This is a genomic window from Scytonema sp. NUACC21, assembly GCF_054684315.1.
Genome location: NZ_BAAFZH010000094.1, coordinates 73989 through 98668 on the forward strand (window position 1 = coordinate 73989; position 24680 = coordinate 98668).

At 40.0% G+C, this 24680-nt stretch carries 17 protein-coding genes; 10 read left to right on the forward strand and 7 right to left on the reverse strand.

All coding sequences use genetic code 11. The annotated features are described in order from the left end of the window. Positions 1 to 399 precede the first annotated feature (399 nt). Complete coding sequence (locus ACYRY3_RS26895) at positions 400 to 567, reverse strand: hypothetical protein (RefSeq protein WP_460204683.1); 168 nt, start codon at positions 565 to 567, stop codon at positions 400 to 402. 142 nt (positions 568 to 709) lie between these two features. On the opposite strand from ACYRY3_RS26895, the gene ACYRY3_RS26900 reads away from it, so the two are divergent. From ACYRY3_RS26900 to ACYRY3_RS26915, 4 genes are all read left to right on the forward strand, one after another. Next, positions 710 to 1267, forward strand: coding sequence for a hypothetical protein (locus ACYRY3_RS26900; RefSeq protein WP_460204684.1), 558 nt, complete (start codon positions 710 to 712; stop codon positions 1265 to 1267). A 379-nt stretch (positions 1268 to 1646) separates the two neighbouring features. Further along, positions 1647 to 2168 carry a hypothetical protein gene (locus tag ACYRY3_RS26905; protein ID WP_460204685.1) on the forward strand — a complete coding sequence of 174 codons (522 nt, stop codon included), beginning with the start codon at positions 1647 to 1649 and terminating at the stop codon, positions 2166 to 2168. 79 nt (positions 2169 to 2247) lie between these two features. Further along, the gene (locus ACYRY3_RS26910; RefSeq protein ID WP_460204686.1) at positions 2248 to 3144 is read left to right on the forward strand and encodes a fimbrial biogenesis chaperone; all 897 of its coding nucleotides are present in this window, start codon (positions 2248 to 2250) and stop codon (positions 3142 to 3144) included. 154 nt (positions 3145 to 3298) lie between these two features. Beyond that, a complete protein-coding gene (locus ACYRY3_RS26915; protein ID WP_460204687.1) occupies positions 3299 to 6559 on the forward strand; it encodes a carboxypeptidase regulatory-like domain-containing protein in 3261 nt (1086 codons plus the stop codon). Positions 6560 to 7132: 573 nt separating this feature from the next. On the opposite strand, the gene ACYRY3_RS26920 is transcribed toward ACYRY3_RS26915, so the two are convergent. Continuing rightward, positions 7133 to 13429, reverse strand: a complete 6297-nt coding sequence (locus ACYRY3_RS26920; protein ID WP_460204688.1) for a beta strand repeat-containing protein — start codon at positions 13427 to 13429, stop codon at positions 7133 to 7135. 211 nt (positions 13430 to 13640) lie between these two features. Continuing rightward, complete coding sequence (locus ACYRY3_RS26925; protein WP_460204689.1) at positions 13641 to 14099, reverse strand: hypothetical protein; 459 nt, start codon at positions 14097 to 14099, stop codon at positions 13641 to 13643. 279 nt (positions 14100 to 14378) lie between these two features. Here ACYRY3_RS26925 and ACYRY3_RS26930 point away from each other — a divergent pair, with 279 nt between their 5' ends. Continuing rightward, positions 14379 to 14822 carry a hypothetical protein gene (locus ACYRY3_RS26930; protein WP_460204690.1) on the forward strand — a complete coding sequence of 148 codons (444 nt, stop codon included), beginning with the start codon at positions 14379 to 14381 and terminating at the stop codon, positions 14820 to 14822. Positions 14823 to 14904: 82 nt separating this feature from the next. Here ACYRY3_RS26930 and ACYRY3_RS26935 read toward each other — a convergent pair whose 3' ends face one another. Next, positions 14905 to 15063: a hypothetical protein gene (locus ACYRY3_RS26935; protein ID WP_460204691.1), complete on the reverse strand. Its 159-nt coding sequence runs from the start codon at positions 15061 to 15063 to the stop codon at positions 14905 to 14907. A gap of 597 nt (positions 15064 to 15660) precedes the next feature. Between ACYRY3_RS26935 and rlmN the strand changes: the two genes are divergently transcribed. Next, positions 15661 to 16740: a dual-specificity RNA methyltransferase RlmN gene (rlmN, locus tag ACYRY3_RS26940; protein ID WP_460204692.1), complete on the forward strand. Its 1080-nt coding sequence runs from the start codon at positions 15661 to 15663 to the stop codon at positions 16738 to 16740. Between the two features lie 7 nt (positions 16741 to 16747). On the opposite strand, the gene ACYRY3_RS26945 is transcribed toward rlmN, so the two are convergent. Then, positions 16748 to 16939, reverse strand: coding sequence for a replication restart DNA helicase PriA (locus ACYRY3_RS26945; protein ID WP_460204693.1), 192 nt, complete (start codon positions 16937 to 16939; stop codon positions 16748 to 16750). A 1211-nt stretch (positions 16940 to 18150) separates the two neighbouring features. Between ACYRY3_RS26945 and cas1 the strand changes: the two genes are divergently transcribed. From cas1 to ACYRY3_RS26965, 4 genes are all read left to right on the forward strand, one after another. Further along, positions 18151 to 19221 carry a CRISPR-associated endonuclease Cas1 gene (cas1, locus tag ACYRY3_RS26950; RefSeq protein ID WP_460204694.1) on the forward strand — a complete coding sequence of 357 codons (1071 nt, stop codon included), beginning with the start codon at positions 18151 to 18153 and terminating at the stop codon, positions 19219 to 19221. Next, positions 19221 to 19499, forward strand: a complete 279-nt coding sequence (cas2, locus tag ACYRY3_RS26955; protein ID WP_460204695.1) for a CRISPR-associated endonuclease Cas2 — start codon at positions 19221 to 19223, stop codon at positions 19497 to 19499. Before cas1 ends, cas2 begins: the two co-directional genes overlap by 1 nt. 144 nt (positions 19500 to 19643) lie before the next feature. Continuing rightward, entirely contained in the window at positions 19644 to 19895 is a 252-nt protein-coding gene (locus ACYRY3_RS26960; protein WP_460204696.1) for a hypothetical protein, read from the forward strand. A gap of 132 nt (positions 19896 to 20027) precedes the next feature. Next, positions 20028 to 20330 (forward strand): hypothetical protein, encoded by a 303-nt coding sequence (locus ACYRY3_RS26965; RefSeq protein WP_460204697.1) that lies wholly within the window; start codon positions 20028 to 20030, stop codon positions 20328 to 20330. A 689-nt stretch (positions 20331 to 21019) separates the two neighbouring features. Here the strand turns inward: ACYRY3_RS26965 and ACYRY3_RS26970 are convergent. Next, positions 21020 to 22732, reverse strand: a complete 1713-nt coding sequence (locus ACYRY3_RS26970) for a hypothetical protein (protein ID WP_460204698.1) — start codon at positions 22730 to 22732, stop codon at positions 21020 to 21022. Positions 22733 to 22754: 22 nt separating this feature from the next. Further along, positions 22755 to 24659 carry a type III-B CRISPR module RAMP protein Cmr6 gene (gene cmr6, locus ACYRY3_RS26975; protein WP_460204699.1) on the reverse strand — a complete coding sequence of 635 codons (1905 nt, stop codon included), beginning with the start codon at positions 24657 to 24659 and terminating at the stop codon, positions 22755 to 22757. Positions 24660 to 24680: the final 21 nt, after the last annotated feature.

The following is a 24680-nucleotide window of genomic DNA, read 5'->3' on the forward strand; positions in this document are numbered from 1 at the left end:
AGCCAAAAACCCCATCAAAATTCTTGTTTGAATCATGATATGTTTTTGTCACTCCCTGGGTAACCTGAAAAACAGAAATCAAGAAAAAGACAAAGAACTCTGAGTCGATTCTTGAACTGAGTATGTAGCGATCGACAAATTGTCTGAACCTACAAGTTTATAAATAATAATGACGATCTACAAAGATGCATTTTACCAGGAGTGAGTGAACTACTATGGCAATTTTTTTAGGGTTTTTCTATCCAGATAACAATCCTTTAAAGAAAGAGAATCCTAAATTCAATAGTGCTTTTAGTAGTGTTACTAGCATTTTTCTAGAATCATCAAAAAATTTTCTACATTGTCTCGTGCATTTTGGCGATACCTGCTGTATTTTATCGCTTCAATGATAGAGAAATATTAGGGGTTATAGAACAGCAAAGACACAGCTTTCGAGAAAAAGAAAAGGGACATGGCTAACCCGAGCAAACTGTTCTTAAATGCCTGAACGAGACGTAATGACAGAATTTTAGTTTTTAAACCAGGAGGTGGGGTGTAGGCATCTTGTAAAAAATCTTCTAATTTCATGATTCAGTTTACTCTCGGGCTTACCAGGGAATTTCTATCAATCAGCCATTATTTAAATCCAATTTATTTGGATGCGTAAGGAAACGAGAGTTAATCAAACTTCCAAAATTGACAAAAATTACAGCGAGGAGCAAATTCGATTATGAAAAACAAAATTGTTGCAATTCTAGCTGCTACTGCTGCTTTGAGCAGTTCCCTTTTTGCGGTGCCCGCTCAAGCAGTTCAGCAAGATGTAAGCGTTGAAGTTACAGTATCTCCAGTACTCTACTTACGTACTTTCAAGAATATTAGTTTGCAAATTACTAATGCAGATTTTGGTGCTGCAGACAAGGATTACAATCCTATTACAGAGACAACAGATGGTAGTACAAAAATTAACTCAGAGGCACCTGCATCTCTTGGTCTTCCCGATCCTAAGGCAGTTCCAAAAACAGTTAGCGAATTATTCGCCGTTTGGTCTAACGCTAGTAAAGTACCTACTATCAATCTTAAACTGACTCAACCCAAGCTCACTCTTGACGGGGGTACTAGAACAGTAATGATCTCAGCCGCCACTCCAGTTCTGCCTGCCACTCCAGCAGTTCCTACTTTATCCAGACCTTTGATCGGAGGTGCTAACCTGACATTTGACTTCACTACTTTTACAGCAGGTCTGTATAAGGGGGGTACTATAACAGTGGAAGCACTACCAACTTTTTAACCAATGTTTAGAGGTTATAATTTCTGGACTAAGTGCAATGCCTGTTAGCATTAACTAATATCTTACACCACAGTCATATTGAGAAAATCATAGGCTAAAAAGCTTATTATTTTCTGGAGTGGGGAACGCTCACCTTTCTCTCCCACTCCAAGGTAAAAGATATCAGTAAGTAGGCAAGAACTGTGGAAAAAAAGGATTTTAAATCCTTACAATGTAGACAGAAATTACGGGATTGGACTTTTAAGCAGGCTTTAGCGCTACTAGCTACAAGTCTCCAATCCCTTCTCTCAAAAATAGAATCTATATCATTAGACAGTCAAATTTTGGCAAACACAATCTGCAAAAGGTCAGTTTAGTAATAACGAGCTGGCAAAGCAATATGATAAGATATTTTGCTTTAATTGTACTAACAATTAGCATATCACAGCTTCAAGCTTTGGCACAACACATGCCACAACCTAAAGATCCTACTGAAATCGATAAAATATCTCCCGACACAGTAGTATTTTTCACCTTAAAGTCTCCAGAATTTTTCCCTAATAGTCAACAAACTGGAACAGCCAATAATTTGCAAAGTTTATTAGAACTCCCTCAGTTTAATCCAAGTATTACCCGCCAATTCCTCTGGAAAATGCGAGTACCTTTAAACAAGTTGCAGTTACCTCTTAAGGCAAATTATCAAGTCATACCTCGGCAAGTAGTTCAAGGTAATCCTTTTGCTAACGTTCAATTTCAAGATGATACTGTTGAATTGATATCCCAAGATGCAATGACTAATACAGCGATAGTGCAAGGAAAAGTTAACTTTGTATTCCTTAATCTTGAAAACTTGACCAGTGCAGATACTTATACCGGGATGTTATCGGTATGCCTGAAAGATCGAGACGACGCGTGTATGTAAAAGTATGCAATTAGTTAATTTGAAGCCAATAAAGCTTTGATATTTTTTCTATTAGCTGTGTGAGGAAGTAAAAAGACCAATGTTTAAAACCACGAGAAATATAGCAATAAGCTTAATTGGGGCATTAGTCTTGGGGATGCCAATGACCACCGCGATGGAAGTAGGCGTCAGTCCACCCCGCTTTGAAGTAGAAATCAATAACAAAACTCGCTCTCAATCACTGAATGTGACAAACCTGTCTTCACAACCAGTAGAAATAAAAGCTTACATACGGACTTGGAAAACTAACGAAGACAATCAACTGGAATTAGCACAATCTACAGAGCAATCGTTGGATCAATGGATTATCTTTACCCCCTCTAGATTTACGATTCCTCCCCGTAGTTCTCAGACTGTACGCTTTGCAATTCGTCCTAAAGTTAAACCGACTCCTGGCGAACACCGCGCTGTGCTTTATTTAGAAGAAGTTCCACCTGGAGATAAAGACTCGCCGTTTGTGATGACTGTTGGTCGTTTGGGTGTGATTATCTATGGCTATTCAGGAGAAATAAAAAGAGTTGGAAAGCTAAATTCTCTGACTGTAGACACTAAACCTAATAAAGCAACGGCTGTATTTGATATTTCTAGTTCGGGAAATGCCCATGTACGCGTAAAGGGTCAGTATGCGATTTGGGCTGCTGCAAAATATCCTGGAGCCTCAGCAACAAAAGCTATAACTAATGTAGGAAGCGCGTCATCAAAACTTCCAGAGAGTGTATTAAGCGCGGCGGAGATAGACTTGCCTGCTGTATTGGCTGGTACTCGTCGTCGATTATTGTTGCCCATAAACGAAAAATTACCTCCTGGTAATTACGTGTTAGATATTAACGGTGAATTGAGTGGAGTTCCCATCGATCAAGGTATTCCCTTTACGATTCCAACTTCATCCGCTAGTGGCCAACCTACAGCTAAGCCTGTAACTACTACTAAAAAATAACTTTTACAGTTGCAAAAATCTTTATTTTTCAGGAGGAGTTGATTGGGCTAAACTCCTGAGTTAATTTGCTGCCGAAAAATTTCATAGGTTATGAATTTTTATTAACTGCAGTTCACTACCTATATATGTGCTGAATATTAGAACTTTTGTGCTTATGCTTTACCTAGCTCTACCACCTATACCTCCGCCAATAGTCATTACCTTACCGCCTGAGAGGGTGGCTGAACAACCATCCGCAGAAAAAATTCCGGCTATAACTAAGCTAACAAAACCCTCAATTCAAGACAGTGGTGTGACTAGAGCAGCAACAGCACAACCCCTAGTTTGTACATCATTGCAGCCTCAAACATCAGAGCGGATTGATAATTTAATTAGGAAAATATCGGCTAAGTCTGAAGAAACAACAGTAAATTGCACCTCCCAAAAGAAAAAATCTGCAATTCTTAACTTGCAGGCAAACCTTCGGAAACAGAAGCCAGCAGTAGGGTTTTCACCAGTCGCGATCGCACCCACTTCAAACAAAAACAATTTACCTGCAGCCGAAAGTTCAACACTTGAAGACCAAGCCAGTGTTTCTACACCCCTTAACACGCCTAGTCCTGCAAACACCACCAACAGCAATTCCGGACAGCAATCCGATAATCAGAAGCTGACGAACGCCTTAAACCAGGTATCTCAGAAAAACACCCTTGAGACGATTTTAGCAGCCGTACAAGAACTGATAAATCTTTCTCTACCTGTCTCCCTCAAAAATTCTCCTGGTGATACCGCTAAAACCGATACCCAAAATTCTCAGCAAATCGCTAGTTCAGCATCCGAGCCAACATCTACTCCTCAAGTGTCTTCTTCAGAAGAAAGCACAAGTAATGCTGCTGATAGTTCTAACACAGAAAATGGTGCCATTAGCGGTGGTATTGAGTTAGCAAGACGACCAGGTGAAGCTTTTTTGGTAGGGGTGGTTGTTGATGGTCGCGAAATTGGTACTTTGGATATCCTTCAAGAGGACAAAACTCTTCTAATTCCTTTAGAAAGATTTGCTGAAATTGCCGGATTCACTGTTGAAACAGCCGAAAGCACCTTACAATTAAAGACTCCATTGGGAGTCGTAACGCTACAACCAGATTCCCTAAAGCAAATTAACGGTGTTACTTACATTACTAATACCGAGCTGGAAAAAGAATTAAAAATCAGTTTGGAGTTAAACACTGCTGACTTAACTTTGCTAACTACATTACCTTGGCGGGGAACTAATAGGCAATATCAAGCCTCGGCAACTGACCTCAAACCAGACTTTCTACCTCCTAGCAACCTCATTTCAAATTTTCGGCAAGACCTCAATATTTATCACAGTGATGGAGATACAACTTTCCGCAGCGCCAGCACTCTAGGAGGTAGATTTTTAGGATTTGCCTATCGTTTGCGTATGGAGAATAACTTTGAGGATAATCCTGATATTAATGAGTATTATATATACAAACGTAGTGGTCAATTTCGCTATCAATTAGGTCGGCAACAAATTGGTTTACATCCCCTACTTAATGGATTAGATCTGACTGGATTTCAACTAGGCTATAGCAATTTGTCTCCTGAAACATTTGACTCGAGTTATAGCGCAAATGAGATTTTGCCAAGACGTTCTAGACCTTTACAAACATTTCGCGGTCAAGCTCCTGCAGCAAGTTTTGTACAACTGAGAGTAGGAGGAATTGTTGTTGCTCAACAGCAAGTAGGATTTAATGGACAATACGAATTTCTTGATGTCAATTTACCTGTTTCTCAAAGCAGCGAAGTTGAAATTGTCATTTTTGACCGCAATAATTTACGTGTGCCTCTTGAAATTCGTTCTGCTAGAATTAATGCTTCTGATTTATTACTGCCAGCAGGAGGCAATGTACAGCTAGCTGGCTTGGGGATAAGCGGAAATTTAGCTCAAAATATCTTCGGCGATTCCACTTCCTCCAATGATAACGAACTTGTTGGGTTTTATCAGTTACGACAAGGGCTTTCAAATAATTTAACTTTTGAAGGTTCAGTTCAAGCCGTCCCTGATTCACTTCAAACTCAAGCAGGGTTGATTTGGCGTTTAGCAAATCCAGTTATTTTATCTGCAAGTGTTGGTAGTTCTCAGGGACAAATCGGTTATTCCGCAGATTTAGATGTCCAGCTAAATCGTTTGGACATTACTGCCAATTCTCAGTCCTTTCCAGAAGGATATACAAATAAGAATACTACAGAGCGCTATAACCACAGTCTGGAAGCTAAATACCGTTTCGGTAATTATTTAAGCTTGGGGTTTATTGCCCGTAGCCGTAAAGATGGCAGTAACGATTCGACGGATTACATTTTGCCTACTTTTTATGCACGACCTTTGTCTAATGTATCTTTAAACGGCAGACCTGATATTGATGGGCGGTATTTATTGAATGCCTTCTATCAACCAAATCGTTTAACAAGGTTGTCTTTTAGTAGTTATGGCGATGCGTATATTTCCGATTTGAGCTATGACTTCAGCAATAATTATCGAATGTCCTTCGGGACTGAGTTTGGAGGCGATTTGGCTCCTCGCTACTCTGTTAGTATCGGTCATCAACCCAGTAGCCTCAGCAAACTCAGTTGGAATTTAGGGCTAGCCTACAGTGATGGCGAAGTAGGACCGCTTGTTGGTGCTAGTATGCGAGTACTTCCAGGTCTCCTTGCAAGAGTTGATTATCAAGGTATTCCCTCTAGAAGTAAAGGCTACGGCGGATTTGGTGACGATCGCCTGACGGTATCCCTAGTATCAGATTTGTCTTTTCTAGGAGGAAGAATTGCCCCTGCTGACTCTATTGGCATCGGTAAGGAACGCGGGGGTATCGCTGGGCGACTTGTCATAGAAGGAGAAAACCAAGGCTTTGACTTAGGTGATTCTATTGTTCGAGTCTACGATAAGCGTAATAAAGAAGTTGGTGTGGCAAAAACCGATTCTAAAGGTAACTTCTTTGTGGGCAATCTGCCGGAAGGGACTTATGTTGTTCAACTTGAACCAGAAGAACTGCCAGTAGAACTTTCTGTGATGAAAACCTCTGCTGTTGCCGAGGTGGCTACCTCTGCAGTCACGAGTTTAGATTTTCCAGTCAGACCGGAATTTGGTGTAGCCGGACGTATTACCGATCTTGCCAATCAACCAATAGGAAAAGTGCGAGTCGAACTTATCAATGGTGCTGGCGCACGAGTTATGTCTGGTGTAACGGATGAATTTGGTCTTTATCGCCTTGATGGAGTTCCTGTTGGTGTCTATACCTTAAGGGTTTCTCCTCAAGATTCACTCAACCCCAACGATACGTTGCCCAAACGGGAGATAAATATTCGGAATCAGTTTGTCTACGACCAGGATTTGCAATTACCTGTTTCCTCTGCTGTTAAGAAAAACCAATAGATATGAGAATACCCAGCAAACGATCGCCTATACATCCAGAATCATTCATGAGAAAATACTGAGATAAAAACCTTAGTTTATAAGCATTCTAGCCTTTATTCATTCTCACGTATCATTTAGGACTGCTATAGCTGAAGAATTTACACTGAAAAACTTCTTTTGAGAGGACAGCAAAAGTGCCTGTTTCATTAAGTGACTCTCATCTCAATCAAGAAGCAGGTCTGAAGTATAGGGAGCTTTGGAAAACTGATTGAGCGAGTAAATTTCAAGGCGACGGGAGTTGAAGATGCGATCGCGCTAGAGCACCGATCCATTAATGACAATGAGGGCGAAAAAACCCGGTTTCTTCGCCTAACAAGACCGAGATTTCGTTGTTTAAACTTAAAAAAACCGGGTTTTTAGGATTACTGGATCGACGCTCTAGTGGTAAGCTGTTCCACATTTAAATTGCACTCTAAGGACGGGTGGGACGCCCATCCCAAAAGAGCTTTAAAAAATTGTTCTTGCAAACTAAACGTGTTTTAGCTGAGTGTCCTTCCCCCCGAGACGGGCGAGCGCATTCGATGCTTTACATCAAGTGGTGACAAAAATGTCACTAGCGCCAATCGTTGGTTTATTGGATAACGTCGCTATCTGTAACGTGACAAATGCAGTCTGGTTGCCATCACCATCAAAGAAGAGAGCGCCAGTGGAAGTGTTATAAATAAATCGCTGACTAGAGCTAGTCGCTGTTACTGCACCGCTACCGATAAGGATTTGACTTGCGGTAATGGCAGCACCAGCAGTCAAGCCACCACCGAAACCAGCAGCAGAAACATGGAGTGTATCATCAATAGACGAGAAGTCGATAATGCTATCAACTCCTTGGTTTGAATTGTTGAGAACGAAGATATCAGCGCCAGCATTACCTGTGAATAAGTCATTGCCGAAATTGCCAATGAGAGTGTCATTACCCGAGCCACCAACCAAAGTGTCCTCTCCGGTACCGCCATCAAGCAAGTCATTACCAACACCTCCAGTCAGGTTGTCATTACCGTCATGACCGAAAAGGTTGTTACTGACATTGTTGGCTGTTATCGTGTTATTAAGGGCATTGCCGATACCGTTAACGGTGTTATTTCCTGTCAGGATCAATTTCTCCAAGTTATCTCCCAGAGTCCAACTGACTGAGGAATTGACAGTGTCTGTGTCAGCATTCGCTGCTTCAAAAATGCTGTCACTAGCACTGTCAACATAGTAACTATCATCTCCATCGCCACCAGAGAGAACATCGTTACCCGCGCCACCACTGAGAAGATCGTTGCCACTCTCACCAATTAAGGTATCATTGCCGGCGTCACCATAGAGATAATCGTTGCCACTCCCACCGTTGAGTATGTCATCTCCAGCATTGCCATAGAGATAATCGTTGTCAGCACCGCCATCCAATGTATCATTTCCATCACCGCCATTTAGAGTATCGCTGTCTTCCCCTCCCACAAGGGTGTCCTCTCCAGCATCTCCATTGAGGGTGTCATAACCAGTACCACCAGACAATATATTGTTAGCAGCATTACCTGTGATTGTGTTGTCAAGCTGATTGCCTGTGCCGTTAATGGAGTTGAAACCAAACAACGTTAAATTCTCTAGATTTTCTCCGAGTGTCCAGCTAACAAATGACCAAACGTTATCTGTCCCGGCGTTTAACTCTTCGATGATTGTGTCTACTATGCTGTAAATGTCATAAGTATCGTCACCATTACCACCAATGAGGGTATCATTCCCAAGCCCAGGATCGCCGCCATACAGAATATCGTTGCCGTGACCACCAATGAGGGTATCGTTCCCCAGATCGCCACCATACAGAGTATCGTTGCCTTCTCCCCCATTCAAAATGTTATTAAGTGCGTTTCCTCTGAGTCGGTTGTTAAGAGAGTTGCCAGTACCATTAATGGCATTACCAGTTAGTGTCAAATGTTCTACGTTGGTAAGCAAGAATATCGAAAAGTCAACGGCAGCTTCGACCTTATCAGTACCTGACGACGCATTCTCAACAATAGTATCGTTGGACGAATCAACAACGTAGATATCATCGCCTGTCCCACCAACCAGGGTATCATTGCCCGTACCGCCGTCTAAAGTGTCATCGCCAGCATCACCAGTCAAAATGTTGTCAAAGGCGGTTCCGACAATCCGATTATTCAGGGAGTTACCAGTACCACTAACAGCATTACCAGTTAGTGTCAAATGTTCTACATTAGCAAGCCCAGCTATTGAGTAGTCAATAGAAGCCTGAATTTTGTCAAAACCCTCCGACGCATTCTCAACGATAGTGTCGCCAAGCGAATCAACAATGTAAGTGTCATCACCAATACCGCCAATCAGAGTATCGTTGCCTTCTCCTCCATCAAGAATATCGTAGCCGTTACCACCAGTTAAGATGTTATCTAAGACGTTGCCTATGATGCGATTGCTTAAGAAGTTGCCAGTACCATTAATGGCATTACCAGTTAGTGTCAAATGTTCTACGTTGGTAAGCCCAGCTATTGAAAAGTCAATAGCTGCCTCGACTGTATCAGTACCCTCCAACACATTCTCAACGATGGTATCGTTAGTCGAATCAACGGTGTAAGTGTCATTACCAGTACCACCTTCCATTCTGTCATTACCAGTACCGCCATCCAATATGTCATCGTCTGTACCGCCATACAGGTAATCGTTACCTACACCGCTAATTAGGGTGTCATTACCAGTACCGCCATTGAGGGAATCGTTACCAGCACCACCAATTAGGGTATCATTGCCAAGATCTCCAATAAGGGTGTCATTGCCTTCTCCCCCATCCAGAACGTTATTCAGTGCATTTCCTAAGATGCCATTGCGCTGGGAGTTACCAGTACCACTAACAGCACTACCCGTCAGTATCAAATATTCTACGTTGGCAAATCCAGTTATTGAAAAGTCAACAGAAGCCTCGACCGTATCAAAACCAAAAACATCAACATTTTCAACAATGGTGTCATTAGGCGAATCAACAATGTAAGTGTCATTACCACTGCCACCAAACATTCTGTCATCACCAGTACCGCCATTTAATGTGTCATCGTCTACACCACCATACAGGGAATCATTGCCCGCACCACCAATTAAGGTGTTACTGCCTTCTCCACCATTGAGGGTATCGTTTCCTTCATTGCCATTGAGAATATCGTTACCCGCACCACCATCTAACACGTTGTCAAATGCATTTCCCTCAATTAAGTTGTTGAGAGAGTTACCAGTACCATTGACAGCATTACTCGTCAGTATCAGATTTTCTACATTGGTCAATCCAGCTATCGAGAAATCAATGCTAGCTTCGACTGTATCAGTGCCTTCCAAAGCGTTCTCAACAATAGTATCATTGAGCGAATCAAGGATATAGGTATCATCACCAGTACCGCCAATCAGGGTATCGTTACCTGCATCGCCATCAAGGAAGTCATTACCACTGCCACCATCAAGAATGTCATTACCTTCACCGCTTTGCAATAAATCATTATCACTGCCTCCGATGAGAGTATCACTCCCTCCTAACCCAAATATTTCATCTTCACCATTACCTCCATCAAGATAATCATTGCCATTGCTACCAAGAAGAATATCCTTGCTATTACTAGCAGTAATCACTGAGACAGAAAAAGTGGTATCAACGAATTCACCTTCGCTGTCAGTAGCGCGAATAGTAAGGTCGGCAATACCTTGGCTGTTGGCAGCGTAGTCTAGAGTTAAAGTTCCAGTAACTCCATCAATAGTGACACTATCAAATAGCCCATTATTTGTATTACCTTCAATTGAATAGGTAAGAGCGGTATCGCTTTCTTCAGCGTCTTCAAAAGCTGCAAAAATGTCTATATTAGCATTGGGAGCATTTTCCGTAACTGTAGTATTATCTATACCAATAGTTGAAGGTGGGGTATTGAGTAGATCTTCGTTCTCTATGTTGCCAATCAGAGTGTACTCTACCTCATTGTTTTCAAAGGTAGCTCCAGATAGCTCAGACAGACTCAAAGCAAATATTTTGTCTGGCTCGTATTCAGTATCTCCAATTAACTCAACTTCAATCGTCGCAATACTCTTACCAGCAGCAATGGTAGCTTGTCCCAATGTGGCGATGTAATCCGAGCCAGCTAGGGCTGTTCCATCTACAGTTTTGTAGGAAAACTGTATGTCAACTGGTGCTGGAAATGAAAGAGCTAACTTAAACTGAGCAATCGTATTCTCTGAATCACCTTCAACAAAAGTAACATCATACCCTTTTAAAATAGGCACAGCTACTAGGTTTTCGGTACTGATTCTCGTATCAGAAAATTGAATAAATTCTACGTTGAGCAGGGTGTCTTTGTTGTCTATAGTAATTACTTTCCCTGTTTTTTGAATATGACTATCTACTGACAATCTATTTTCATAGATCACAGTATCAACACCCTCACCACCATCAACTAAATCGCTGCCATCGCCAGTAATTATTTGATCGTCTCCATCATGACCAAATAGAGAATCGTTACCAACACCTCCATTGAGGATGTTATCTATATTATTACCAACTACTTTATCGTTACCTGCACCAGCATTTGCTCCTAAATCGATTGCTCCTAAGATAATCAGGTCATTGCCAGAAGTGCCTTCAGCGATCTTACTAAAAGGATCGGTATTAACAGATGCAATGGTAGAGTTTTGTGCAGAACTATTAATACTCACATCAGCCAAGAAAGTATTTGCTACCAAAGAATTTACAGCCAAGGCAGCAGGATTTCCTCCATCAAGACTTGCAATATATGTTTCGTTGCCGCTTCCCACTATAAAATCTACCTTAGCAGATGGAGTACCTTTGGTAAAAAAGACTTCAGCCGTGACTTTATTTTGAGCATCAAGGGCTACGCTTAAATTTTCTATAGAACCACTAAAGCTCAAACCCAATGCGCTATCTACTAATTGGTCTGATTGGATAGTTTCGACTACAATACCATCTACAAGAATGTCAATTTTCGCAATATCGTCGGCAGAAAAACCTGAGTTATTAAATTCAGATGACAAATCGGAAGGATTAGATAGCAATACCGCATCGTCAGAATCGACTATATTTAACTGACTGAGATTTACATACTCACCAATGCCATAAGCTCGAACATCAGCTATGGATTGAAGCGCCAAAGCATTGGAGCTAAAGCTATCGCCAGCTTCTCCATCGGAAAGAAAGTAAACAACATTCGTTCCGCCTTCGGGCAATCCTGAGAAAAACTGATAAGCTCGATCCAGAGCGTTACTAAAGGCAGTACCACCACCTGCACCTAATCCTTGAATTGTTGAAATTGCTTGTGTTGGACTTATTGGACCGTTTAAAGAAGCACTGTCGCTAAAAGCAATAACCGCAAAACGACTGGTATCTGCAATACCACTACTAATTAATGAATTAGTTAAACTGATGTAGGCATTTTTAGCTTGCTGAAGCGGATTACCAGACATACTGCCTGATACGTCAATGATGTAAGCGAAATTATACTGCGTACCTTGTGCTGAAGATAGGTTTAACGTATAGTCGGCGTCACCATCAAACATAAAAGTTGGCAAGGTTAACGAAGCGGATGCAAATAACTGCCCGTTATTATCGTAAATGTCTGACTTTGTGGTGTTTTTTGGTCCATCTTTTAACGGTAGGGGAACAGTGCGATCGCTGAATCGGGCGAACTCGATATTTTGCAGTGTATCTGTACCATCAGCCTGAGTTCCTCTATTATGAGCAAAGGTTATGATTTTTCCTCCAAGACCGAAAATCCCACTGTCAGAGATGGAATATTTATAGTTTTCAAATTTATCGGAGAAAACAGCAACATCTCGATTTCCATCTCCTCCATCAAGAGTATCGTTACCTAAACCTCCTTCTAGAGTATCTGCACCACCATTACCTCTAAGGATATCTTTTCCTTGTCCACCAAGTAGTTTATCGTTATTGACGTGTCCGACAATGGTGTCCGATCCTCCTCCACCAATCATAACAAGACCATTCTTTTTATAATTATATAGAGTTGGATAACTAAATTTAGATACATAAGCAGCAGAAAAGTACAAATCATCTTCTACTGTTCCATAGATAATCGGTTTATTCCCATCAAGAAATTTTGTAACACCGTCATTGAATAGTCCATTAACAAATTCACCACGGCTTGATATTAATCTGTTTGTTGCTACTACTGTGTTAACGTACCAAGATTGGCTTCTGTGGAAATCATTGAAAAAAGACTCTTTAGTGTATATAGTTCTAGGAACTGAACTAGAATCACTAAATTGAATATTTACTTTTCGACCAATACCCGAAGGATCTACCCTCGGTAATACAGCAGCATTAGCAACAATTGTAAGAGGATTGCCTGTTTCAAAGTCAAAATTTTCTGGAACATTCTTCCGAGGATAAACGGCAAAATTTTCTATCCGTTTTTCTCCATTCTCTTCAACAATAAATACTGCATCATCGGAAATCTGAAATGCCATCGAGTTATATACCCAAACTCGATCTAGATAATCATTAACTCCATCATCATAATTGAATTGTTGCATATCCCAAGCAATGGAACGCTCTACAAAGGCAAGTCCGAAAAAATCCTTAACTTGAAGTTTTGTATAGGTTCCAGGTGGAACATGCTGTGGCAGTGCGAAAAATCTCTGTACAAGCTCGAATTGGCTTCCGACAGCGAATCTACCAGCACCTGTCTTCATAAAATCATTTACATCTACAGGAACGTCACTAATAGCATCTTTAGGTCGAATTAAATTAGCATCTATAAGATTGCTAGGAGTTGATAATTGCCCGTACAAGTACAAATTTGTAATATCATTTCTGTTTAACTGTGTCATTATTTCTCTCCGATGTTTTTGAGTTCTTTCAAGAAGAATGCAGAATTTATAATTAATTAGTGTGTGATTTAAACACACTACTAATCGAAGAACACTTAAATCTAAATTTAATGGATAACTTAAACCTATTTTCTCATCTGCCAGTCACACAGAATTCTCTAATTGAATTTTGGTTCTTGACTCTTGAATTCTATTTTGTTAGTAGCTAAAATTACCACTTGACTTTTCCACAGTTTTGGACAACGTGTGCTACTTGATATTCTTTTAATCTTTGCTTGCCGTTTTCATCTAAATAACGCGCTTTGAAGTTAATAACTATGGCATCGCCAGAATCAAATCCAAATATACGATCTAAATAGTGAGGTCGTGGAAGATCGTAAGCCCCACCAGAATTTATAGAGCAGCAGTCTGGATTTTCTTTAATATATTCATCAAAGTTTTTATACTTAATGTAGTCATAGAATTGTTCTTTCTTTCCGGGAATTGTTGCAAAGATTTTGTTTCGATTATTTTGAAAATCGAAAACGGATTGGAACTTCTCTTTATCGCTTAGATAACGCATTTTGGCAAAACAAAATCCGGAATAATTTAAGCTAAAGTAGGCGGTTATAACGGTTAATAGTATTCCGATGGAAAGGAAACCAGGTAAAAGAAAGGTACGGTTTATCATTGTATTTGTGGCAATTTACATGGTTCTTCAGTAAAAGCATTTTCCGGTCAAATCAAACTACTATCTACAAGATTTGTAGGATTTGATAATTGCCCGTACAAATATAAACTTGTAATATTATCTCTTGTTAGGTTCGCGACTAAATCTTATCACAAACTCACCAGACTGGTAAGCGCTATATCGCCCTAGCGGCAGTGCTTTTCCCTCCGATATGCGCTCACCTGAAAGGGCGATCGCATACAATGCAGTCTATGAGGTTCTCAGAGATTATTCACACTCATGTTGAACGAACATTTTTACCTCATAGCAGCAATAGCCATACTTGTTGTAGAAGTCGCCATTCTTACCTTTAACCTGTTTCACAAAACTGCAGTTTGGCTTGAAGAGGGTCAGCTTTTTCCTGATAGTAAAGCAAACTCGCCTTTTTTTACTTATGCCTTTGGCGGCAACGTCGCAATTGATGGCAATACCATTGTTGTTGGTATTGATAGAAGAGCTATTATGGCAATCTTGCGGTTTACTTGGGATAACACAGGAGCTTACGTATTTGTGCGTGACAGCAGGACAGGCAGCTGGTCAGAGTCACTCAAGCTCGAACCCCGTGATTATCAGAGATTTGCAAGGTATGGACACAAAGTTGCTATTTCTGGTAATCGGGTTGTTGTTGGTACTGAAGAATTAGTTAGAACCGCATTTATTTTTAGAAGAATTGATTCTCCCTAGTACAAAGGTAGAAAAATATTTCAAGAATTATTCAATTTTCCTAATTAGGTTCATGAATTTTCTTCATCAGGTTTAGAGAAAGTTAATTGAGAAAAACGGTTGGTCTTGATGTCGAGATAAGCCAACCGCCACTGTTTTGAGAGAACGTAACTTGTTTGAGGAAATTTTCGCTAAGGTTAGCGGAGTTATTTTCTTTAACTATGAGAATTGCGGCTTCTTGAAGAACTAAAGGTTGATTCATTTTTTCTTCCCTGATGACTGTTTAATTAGAAGGGTCAACTTAATAGACAGGTTATACGGAGATTTTTCCTGTTAACTGTCGAGTTCAACCTCGGTCATGTTAATAAACCAATTGCACTTCTCTATCAAGATGTATGGTCGCTTAGTCCTTTGCTCAACCGTTACTTTTATTAACTGTTGCCTTGACTAACCTTGTAATTTTATAAACTAATTTAACTGAGTTAGTAAATGAGAAGCCTACGGAAATTAACGCTCCCGAATTTGAGTACTATTTTCACTAAATCTTTATAAAAATAGTATCTTTATAAAAAGATTATAATTCCCAAAAAATCTTAACAGTTCTTTTGCCAAATGAGTTTGTGGGAAGATGGCGCTTACTCTAGTACAGAAAGGCGCTCAGTATGAAGGATAAAGGATGAAATTAAAAGGCTTACACTGTAAACTTTGGAGCGATTTACATTTGTGAGCCGCCTTTACACCGACTTGTACTAGTGATGTTCCCACGCTCCAGGAATTGGGAAAACCGAATATAGTCCTCTCAAACAATATCAGCAGCGATCGCCTACCATAGAGTTTTAAAGGCGTATTCGTAATTATTATGTCTGCTCAGTCTGTCTCTGTAGTTTCCTCCGCCACAGATACTACTCCACAACAACCCTCTATCCCGATTCCCCCTCTTGTCGGAGCAAGTCTGGAGGAATTAACTGCTTGGGTGCAGCAGCAGGGACAACCAGCATATAGGGGAAAGCAACTCCACGATTGGCTCTATCATAAAGGGGCGCGATCGCTATCTGACATTTCCGTCTTTCCCAAGCAATGGCGTGGGGAAGTTGCAGAAACTCCCATCGGACGTTCAACAATACACTACCGCTCTGTTGCCCCCGATGGCACAGTAAAGTATCTTTTAAAACTCGCAGATGGTCAAATTATAGAATGTGTAGGTATCCCTACAGAAAACCGCTTGACTGTTTGTGTTTCCAGTCAAGTAGGTTGCCCAATGGCTTGTGATTTCTGCGCTACTGGTAAAGGAGGCTACAAGCGCAATTTGGCACGTCACGAAATTGTAGACCAGATTCTGACAGTTCAGGAAGATTTCCAGCAAAGGGTCAGCCATGTAGTATTTATGGGCATGGGCGAACCCCTGCTCAATACCGATAATGTTATAGGAGCCGTCAAATCCCTGAATCAAGATGTGGGCATTGGACAGCGTAACCTAACAGTCTCAACGGTTGGCATTCGCTCGCGCATCCACCAGTTTGCCCTGCACAAGTTGCAAGTGACTCTTGCCGTGAGCCTTCACGCCCCCAACCAAAAACTAAGGGAACAACTTATTCCCAGCGCTCACTCTTACACCATAGATGATTTGCTGGCAGAATGTCGGGAATATGTAAAAATCACCGGGCGGCGTGTCACCTTTGAATACATCCTCCTTGCTGGAGTGAATGACTTGCCAGAACACGCAATGGAACTAGCACATCACCTGCGGGGATTCCAAAGCCATGTCAATTTAATTCCTTACAATCCCATTCAAGAAGCGGATTACAAACGCCCCAATGAAAATCGCATTCAAGGGTTTGTAAAAGTCCTCAAGCAGCAACGAATTGCTGTGAGTGTTCGTTACTCCCGTGGCTTGGAAGCGGATGCTGCTTGCGGACAGTTGCGATCGAGTAAAAAGTAGGGCTTAATTAACGCCGTTCATGAATACCGGGGGCATAGGCTTCAATAACTCTGCCGGTACGCATACAACTGATTAATAAGTAGTCACACATTGGGCACTGGGTCTGAGTTTGTTGATTGTGAGAGATATAGTGCCTTTCTCCTTCGCTGCCACAGTTTGGACAGCGAATTTTTTGTACTATTTTCTGTACCAGTTGCATTTTAAAAACCTCTAAATTTCATTAATTTTGAAAAAAACGCAGATTAAAACTGATAAATCTTAGAGATTTACAGAAATTCAAAAAGCGATATAATCCATCGCTTAAGTTAACATAAACTAAGTGTTCATACTCATCTATATTTGTTTATTATCCTTATTTTTAAGTTATGTACTATCCAACTTTAGATATATAAATCAAATCTTTAAAGATGAGCCCAATAAAGAAATTAACGATCCCAGTTATGTATGCTTTGAAAATTACCTATTTACTCCCATGCTCAATTTGTATTTCTTAACATAACCGCTTGCTGCTTTTCCTATGCCAAACCGGGCAATAACTACATAAAAGCATCATTTTTTCGGTGAATAGCAAGTTTTACCCACCCTATCTGCGATTATTGAAACCTGGTTTTATCTCACTCATCACGACCTTTGGTTTTGCAACCTAACTAACGATCTTTAGGCAGGCAAGTTCCTTGGGAGCTAGGATAAGTAGAATATTACAATCAAATAGCTTTGATAATCAATATCTTTACAATCGCGCTTTCTGCCATTTGGTATATGTAAAAAGTAGTAGTTAAGAATTTAATTTACCTTTAGTTTTAGTCACAAAAGTTTAATTTTTAGCTTTAATTAATATTTATTTACTTGTCAAAATTAAAATTAAATTACTGAGAAAAATTTAATAAAAAATTCCATTTATAGGGATTAACGAGATTAACTGTGTTTGCTAATCTGGTTATAAGTAATGGGTAATGGGTAATGGGTAATCTTCGGAAGTTGAATTAATGGAAACTCTAAGCGTTAGATCTCAGACTAAAACAGTTTTTGATAGCTTTAAACTTCTTCGGAAGTTGAATTAATGAAGTAAATAAAACCTGGCTCCAATCAATAGATAAGCCGGGTTTTTTATTTTTATAAATTTTAAAAAATAATATTTTGAAAGTCTTATCAAGTAAGGATTTGAATGAATCGTTTTGCTTACATACTGCACTGACTTGCTTACAACCGTCTTGAAATTGATGACGGTAGGAGCATTGCCCCAACTATATATGAGAAAAAAATCAAAGTCATATCCAAAGTCATATACGACGCTTCAATACTCATATACATACTCATATACGCCCTTGCGAAGATGGAATTAAGGCAAAAGAAAAAACTTAAGTTCAAACATTGCCCAATCGATTTCCATCATTGATGTAGGTAAATCAGATGTCTACAATTTATATTACAGAAGCTGGGACGTTGTTGAAGATACAAGACAATCACGTAAAAGTCTTCCATCAACAACAACTATCCATTTCACTTCCCATTCCTCATGTAAGTCAAATCATCTTGTTTGGACAAAATCACCTATCATCCAAAACAATCAAACTTTTACTATATCATCATATTTCAGTTCTATTTCTCAGTCAACATGGAGAGTATTTAGGACGTTTAGAAAATGATTCACCACATCAACCAAAATATTTAGCCAAACAAGTTAAACGTTCCCAAGATACTGAATTTATCATAAACACTGCCCAAAGCTGCATGGGAGCGCAATTACACAACCAACTGCTACTTTTGCAACATTTCACCCATCACGTGTGCTTGTCAAGGATACAGACAGCACAAAATTTTCTAGCCCTGTTAATCGAGGATTTACCAATGGCAAATTCTCTTGAAGAACTGCGGGAATATGAAACCAGTGCAGCTAGCTTTTATTACCCTGCATTGAGTTCCTTCCTTCCTCAGAAATTTAAATTTAAACAGAGATACAGCCGCACACCTTCTGATGTCGTTAACATCTTGTTAAATTTGGGTTATACCTTACTCCACCAGCATATTCATACTCTTCTCAAATCTTCGGGGCTGCATCCAAATTGGGCAAGTCTTCACCAAGAAGCTTACCATCACTCGCCTCTCGCTTGTGATTTGATGGCTGAGTTTCGCGCACCATTGGTAGATGATTTAGTGGTCAATTTGCTGAAGAAGCGTACTATGACTTTGGATAATTATACGCTACCAGGCAAGCAGAGAAACACGCAGTTTGACTGTAATTTGTTGAAGATTTTTCTCCACCATTGGGAAGAAAAGCTCAAAACTTTAGTCGTGCATCCCCTGGTTGGAGAAGTTAGCTACCGCCAGTGTTTGGAATGGCAAGTGCAAGAATATATTGCTTGCTTGTTGGGTGATATTGACTTTTATCGTCCATTGTTGGTAAAACTCAAGCTTGCACAGTCCAACTTTACGAACACGGGCGTCCGAGAAAAGAGACTGTTAGAAATGGTGAAACGGTAATGTTTTACCTGATTTGCTATGACATTATAAGCGATCGCCGCCGCCAAAAAATTGCCCGATTACTCCAAGCTTACGGATTGCGCGTACAACAGTCAGTTTTTGAATGCGTTTTGGATGAAAAACAGTACGAAAACCTCTCCAAACGCCTACTCAAACTCCTGAATAAACGGGAAGACCAAATTCGGTTTTATCCCTTATCCGCGCACTGTCGTTGTAAGGTAGTGGTGCTAGGCACACAACCTAAGTTTGTAGTGGATGACGCAGCGTTTATCGTTTAATTTTCAATTTTTAGTAAAGTTTCCACTTAATTAAGAATACTCTAATGAGCGCTTTTGAGAAAGTGCGTTCCCCTCCCATTTTACTAGCCAAAAGTTAAAAGATTTGTTGCGTCTTTGGTTTTATCTTTTACCTTTGTGCTTGTTGTGTTCCATCTTACACTTACGGCAAAAGCTCAAAAACAGCTTGACGCTCTATCTAATAAAGACCGCAAGCAATACGACAAAGCTTTCCAAATTTTAGCAGAATCAGGACCCATTTACAGAAGTTTAAGAACTCATAGGTACAAACACAAAGATAGCGGCACCTGGGGTTCTTCTGCTTCTATGGCTAAAAGATTCTATTGGCAATATTTGGAGAAGCGAACCATTTTGGTAACTGGTTTGGATTCGCATTAAATCTTGTCCTAGTATTCAAAACTGGGTTTTTAGCAGTGAACTCGTTTTAAAGGGTTTATTTTCGTTAAAAACCCCGGTTTTTTAACAAATACATTTCACACAGGGCATGGGAACGAAACAAGAGGTTTGATAATGTCTAATCCCCGTCCTTTAAATGCTAAAGAACTACACCTAATTTCACTATACGGTCACTGGGAATTCGGGATGACACCAGCACAATTTTATGCGAAATGGGCTGTCAGCTACGAACAAATCGCCCTTATTTGCTCCCGTTCGGATTCTACAGTAAGAGGTTGGTTTAAACGAGGTCGTTACAGACGATACCCCACTAATAATGATTTGCGCCATCTAGCATTAATGGATTTCTTACTAGAACATTTTGAAGAGATTCCCGAACATCTTCGGTACTTGCTGTGTCTTACGAATTCCCAATAAAGCTGTAGAACCTCCATCCACAAATTAACGAAATTGTCAATATCAACTAGACCTGTTTAAAGGAATACTGACTCAGTTAGGCTAATCTACAGTCAATTTTAAAGAGAAAATCACCTGAAATGACTCTTTGAACTGGCTGGCTTCATTAGAAGCCGAATTAATGGAAACAACTGCTTTAAGGTTAACGACCTTGTTATCAAGGCTCCCCGGCAATTAGACGAATTACCGGGGATTTTCTTGATGTATTAGACATCTCCAGAAATTAAGGGATTTCCAACAAATAAATTAACTGACATCTTGCACCTTCTCAATAAAGGGGTGGTGGGCGGTGCCCACCCTACGTAACAATAAGCTTTTCAGCCTATTATTTTCGATTGGGAAACGGTGGTGCAAGATATGAGTTAACCAACATTGTGGGGTGGGCGTCCTCACCCTCCACCTACAACAGGCGAGACGCCCCGCAGTCGCCTCAACTCTGGGAACCGCACGGCGCTGCTCTGGGTACCACAAGAAATTTTTGAGTATTTTTTTATTTGGAAGTCCCTAATTATGCGTTCGCCTAAATCCCTTGTAAGGGCGTATGTCCTGCGGACAGGCTGCGCCAACACGTAGTGTGCTGACGCTCGTAGGCATACGGTGGTTCGCCCTTATCTCATTTTTGGAGAAGTCTATTGAGATGGTTAGATCTCTTACTCGTCCTCCATCAATTTTTGCACAACTAGTTTCGTTACATCAGAATATATGTAGTAGGGAGTATCGTTAAGACCAATATACTTGTTAACAGGCTTGTTCAAAATTTGAAACATTTGATTACTGATATTGGTAATTTCTGCAAGAATCTGGTCTGGTTCACAAGCCTTAGCTACATAATCTCGAACGCCGGAATTATTTTTATCTCGCTCCAAAGCTTTATACATGCTCTCTTGTGAGATACCTGTAGCGCTATGAATCAGGTAATTTCTTTGTTCAATCCAATAATCAAGTTTATCTAAAGAATTAGTAATTTTTTCCCAAGCATCTTTTTCTTTTATCTTATCTCTATATTGTATGAGAGCACTAACAAAGTTCCATTTACTAAACCTTCCTGGCAATCGATACTTTTGTTTAGCATTACACTTTTGACCTTCCGATCGCTCAAAATAGCGCCATAAAGTAGGCTCTACTTTACTTTTATCTAAATACCAATTATCAGGGTAATTCAATTTATCAAAATATTTTAATCCTCCTAAATGAGTTATTAAATAATGTAAACTTTCTTCAGAAAACGAACCTAGGCGAGCTAAAAAATTTGCAATTTGGTTAAGTTGCCAATAGATCCGACACTGGGTGTATAAATTTAGTAATTTATCATAGTTAGTCAGAAAATTTTCAAACTCATTTAGTGCTTTACTGGACTTAATCAGGTTTTTAGCCCCTAAACTATCTAGATTTAAATAATATACAGCGAGAGTAAGTATCTTAATAACTTGCTCAACAACATGATTGCTACTTAAAATACTTTGCCTATCTACAACACCTTCCGGCAAAGATGCTAGCATTGTTTGCCAATCTCGAAGGAGTTGGATTGCACCATCAAAATCACAGCGGTTTAACAGTTGTTGAACAGTCCGATATCTTTGGCTACGTAGATGACGCCAGTATAAAGTTAACTGGCACTCAGAAGGCTGACCGTATAAAATTTTTTCAAGTGACAAATCTGGATCGATAAAAACAATTTTACTAAAACTAGAATCAATTGCTTGGATTTGCAAAGCTGTTTGCATTGCTCCCGTTCCGCCTTTAATGCTGATTAATGCCAAATCGTCATTAAGTTGTGCTTGATTAAATTTCTCAGCATGAGTTATTTCAGCGATCGCTTTGTAATAGTATCGCAGCATCGGTTCTAATTCGTTACCAATTACATCAGCAGGAATTACTTTTTTTTCCAACTGAAAATTTAGTTTTTCTTCTTTCAACCACTTTTCTAAAATAGAATACAAATAAATTGTATCTTTGTCATGTCCATCAGGCATTTCAAGGCTTTCCTGATTGGTAACAAATAAATAAGCCTTATTTACACCAAGGCTAATAGATTTTTGAATTGCTCCCCAAAGCCTCACAGGCTTTAACCGTGGGTGCCAATCACTTGAATTTTGTCTGTATCTATCAAGTAAGACTTGTGTAAATTTTCGAGTCGGTTGTTTAACACCAATGGGTAATCCTAATTCTTCGTAAAGCGTCTGCTCAATATAACCGCGCTGGTTATGCCAAATTTCTTTTAAGTTAGGAGGCAATTTAGCTAGTTTTTTATTAATATTTGCCTCGTTGGGTATAAAGTCAATAGGTAAATAGTAGTGCCTGCCTTGGATTGGTAATTGAATCGCTAGGTCAGAAGTGCCAAGATTTGCAATTAGAATTGCCATATTTACTTTACAATTGGAGGGTTTATGATTCAGTAAAAGGAAAAATTTGAAAATAGGATTTTTTACCAGTTTTTTGTAATTGCTTGAGATAAAGATTGCGAGGATTTTGGGAACCTTGAGTTACCCCAAAAACAGTAACCACTTGGTATGTTATCCCTTCGTAATCTATATCCTTAATCCAAACTGGCGATGGTTGAGGGGGATTAATTCCACCACACAAACTCTTATCATAATCGCCATTGTCCTTAAGTTCAGAACTGTGCAAAATTCCCAAAGGATAAACTTTTTCTTGATTTTTTTTACCCTGACAAACTACAATCTTGCAATTAGCATCAACTGCGTCAATCCATTTTTCTTTATCTGCATTAACTATAGAGTGAATCGTAGGATTATAAGGATTGATTGAAGTTTGAAACAATTCATTCAAAGCTTGATAAAACTCTGCTATATGCTGTCGAAATAAACGCTGAAACTGTTGCAGGTCATCTGGAAGATTCCAAAATTCATTTTCACCCTCGGGATCTGGAGTTAGAGTGGAACCACGCCACCAAGGAGCTTTGTCTCGGTTTTGCCGTGAATAGCAGGGGCGTCTAGCACCTTGTCCAACACCTCCTAAATGAAACATTATCCAAGTTAGATTTTTGAGCAATTTAGTAATTGCTTCTTTTTTATTTTCTGGAGTTTGAGAAGTATGAGACAATACCAAAATTCCTACTTGTTTTCCACAAGGCTCGTTTTTACCTTGCTCGGTGGAATAAGGTTCTAATTTCACGACTTCCCCATTAAGTATATTGCAACTTATCCATCCAAGTCTTCTCGGATTAATGCCTCCAAAAATATTAGATTCCCACTCATTCAGTTGTTTAATTTGTGCAGGAGGTATCACACCTAAAGCAAAGGTACGAAACCAATAGCGCAACATAGATTTGAAAGCTATAGGGCGTACTTCCGCCTTGGGTTGACCGCGATGTTGCCATTCCCACTGTCGTGTTGTCTTGTTATAATTCCATTTCCATGAATGACTAGTAGATTTTTGGTTGCCATGAATGAGTTGACCTTCTAAAGTAAATTCAACTCGGAAAAATTCTCTAGATATTTTGATGGGTTTGGTACTGTTGCTCAGGATAAAATTGCCGTAGCCACTATTAATTTGAGAACCAGCACCGTTTTTGGTTAGTCCTTTACTTAGCCATTTGCTGACTTGTTTAAACGTTTCTTCATCGCACCCAGGCATTGGGCGCAAACCAATGACAAAAGTAGGATTTTCTAGCGAAAGGAAGGCGTTAGGGTTAGGATTGTATTCCAGCTCATCTTCCTTCCATCCCCAAATTTTATTTGCCATATCAACAGACAAACCACCTGCTTTTTCTGTAGCTGTAGGTAGGGGATAAGCATCAAAAAATATTACCTTACCAGTGCGATGTTCTTTAGCAGCATCGAGGCTACCAAAATAGGGAGCAATTTTTTTCTCTGCCTCTTCCCAACTTACGTTGTCTTTTGTGGCAATTTCCTGAATTGCTTGAGCACGAGCAACACCCCGTAACGTACTGGAAGGAATGTAAGGCATTCCCAAATTATCAAAGGCAGGTAATAAAATGCTCTCTGGTCCCCGTATCCCTCCTACTCGAATTCGCCAAGGACAAGTAACGCGAAAAGTGTTTCCTTCTCCTGCAAGGTCTCTAGTACGTTGGACAAGTAATTTCAGACGCTCCCGGTAGTCGGCATTTTCCTCAGCGTTCTGTAACAACTCGACCCTAGTGCCATCTTTTGCTTCAGTGTTCGGCGATCGCATCCACCGCAGGTATTCAACAAAGCTTGCTGTTTTATTTGGTTGGGGTTGATGAGAACTGAGCCAAACAGAAGGCTGGGGTCGTGTTGGCTGTTGCTTTTTGCCACTATTTCTGGAGACTGGATGATTATTTGTCATACACGATTTTTTATTTTTATT